The 1,392-nt window shown below is 59.0% G+C and carries 3 protein-coding genes and 1 pseudogene; 3 read left to right on the top strand and 1 reads right to left on the bottom strand.

Annotated elements, in window-relative coordinates:
* The 3 genes and pseudogenes from NKJ18_RS32920 to NKJ18_RS32910 all read left to right on the top strand — a co-directional run.
* Window positions 1-180, top strand: a pseudogene (locus NKJ18_RS32920) (pilus assembly protein TadG-related protein); the annotation flags it as partial.
* A gap of 19 nt (window positions 181-199) precedes the next feature.
* Window positions 200-625 carry a TadE/TadG family type IV pilus assembly protein gene (locus NKJ18_RS32915; protein WP_245260130.1) on the top strand — a complete coding sequence of 142 codons (426 nt, stop codon included), beginning with the start codon at window positions 200-202 and terminating at the stop codon, window positions 623-625.
* Window positions 615-1,025 carry a TadE/TadG family type IV pilus assembly protein gene (locus NKJ18_RS32910; RefSeq protein WP_023708223.1) on the top strand — a complete coding sequence of 137 codons (411 nt, stop codon included), beginning with the start codon at window positions 615-617 and terminating at the stop codon, window positions 1,023-1,025. Before NKJ18_RS32915 ends, NKJ18_RS32910 begins: the two co-directional genes overlap by 11 nt.
* 174 nt (window positions 1,026-1,199) lie before the next feature.
* On the opposite strand, the gene NKJ18_RS32905 is transcribed toward NKJ18_RS32910, so the two are convergent.
* Window positions 1,200-1,392 (bottom strand): hypothetical protein (locus tag NKJ18_RS32905; RefSeq protein ID WP_352761607.1); only part of this gene is annotated, 193 nt, incomplete at its 5' end.

The raw sequence follows: 1,392 nt of genomic DNA, 5'->3' as shown, positions 1-1,392 counted from the left end.
GCCATCTATTTTCCCAGGCAGCAGGTCAACTATCTTGGCAACTTCTCGGGGAACGGTGGCTGCACTCAGGTCGTCGCCGACACCATCCAGTGGTCCGGCAGTACGACCATCAAGCAGGACTGCACCAGCCTCGGGATGAAGAACATTCCGGCGACGCAATCCGTTCAGCTCGTCGAGTAGCGGGATGGGTGGGCGGACCTTGCGCATTGTCCTGGACAAATCCGGGATAGCTGCCGTCGAGTTTTCCATGTTGCTGCCCATCCTGTGCCTCGTCTGCCTCGGCATCGCCGACGGCTGGTCCTACGTAACGAGTTACCTGCAGATGCGCGCGGGCGTTAAAACCGCGGCCAATCTCGTAATGGCCGGCGCGTCCAATGACACCGGAACGCAGGCGGTCGCGCTTTCGAGCTGGAACGACAAGCCCGAGGACGCCGCGGTCGTACTGGTCCGCTCCTATTTGTGCGGCGCCACGGTCGTGGATGCGACCACCATTTGCGGCGGAACGAAGCTGCCGACCGTCTTCGTCCAGATAACGGCGACGGGCACCTGGGTGCCCCCGTTTAACTTCGGTGTCTTCCCGGACCCGCGCGCGATCAGTCATCAGCAGGTGATCCGTGTCCGCTGAAAGGATCGGATCCAGGTGGCGCCGTGACTGCTCCGGCGCAGCCGGGCTGGAATTCGCCTTGATCGCGCCTTTCCTGGTGATGCTTTTGTTCGGAATCTTCGCCTTCGGCTGGGCCATGAATGCCGTGTCGACCGTCCGCTATACACTGGAAACCTCTTCCCGGGCGCTGCAGCTGAACAACACGCTTTCGCAGAGCGACATCCAGGCCATCGCCACGCAGAAATTGGTGAACCTGGGTCTGAAGAACGTCATTGTGACGATCGCGACCGACCCTGCCAGCGGCGGTTTCAAGATGGCGCATCTGACCGCCAGCTATGCCTTCGTCATCGCTTTCCCGTATTTCGACCAGTATCCGATAAATTACGCCACGACCGTCACGGTGCCCCTGGTTGCCAGCTAGGATACGGCCGGCTTCGTTGAGTTGGCGGCGCCGAACTCAGACGGTAACGGATCGACTGGGAACCATCGCTCGATCTGGAATTGTACTTGCAAGAGGTCGATTCTCTTCGCGGCTGTAGATGCTTAAAGCTCGCTCCTGAGACCTCAGGGATGGACTTTTTCTATGGAACTAAAGTCAGGCTGCTTGCTTGGTCGCGTCCGTGAAAATCACCGAAAACCAGTCCATCAGTGCTGCAACATGCCGACAGGCTATCTCAGTCACCAGGCCTTTGATGCCCTTCCCGAGAGATGGGTGACAGTTCATTCCGGAGACATGGGTTACACTTTCGGCCCTTTGCAAGGAGAGCAAGGTGCCTTGGAAGGAGTGT

Source organism: Mesorhizobium sp. M0217 (genome assembly GCF_040321955.1).
GTDB lineage: Bacteria > Pseudomonadota > Alphaproteobacteria > Rhizobiales > Rhizobiaceae > Mesorhizobium.
The sequence above is the reverse complement of the archived record's forward strand: the minus strand, read 5'-3'. Positions and strand labels throughout refer to the sequence as shown.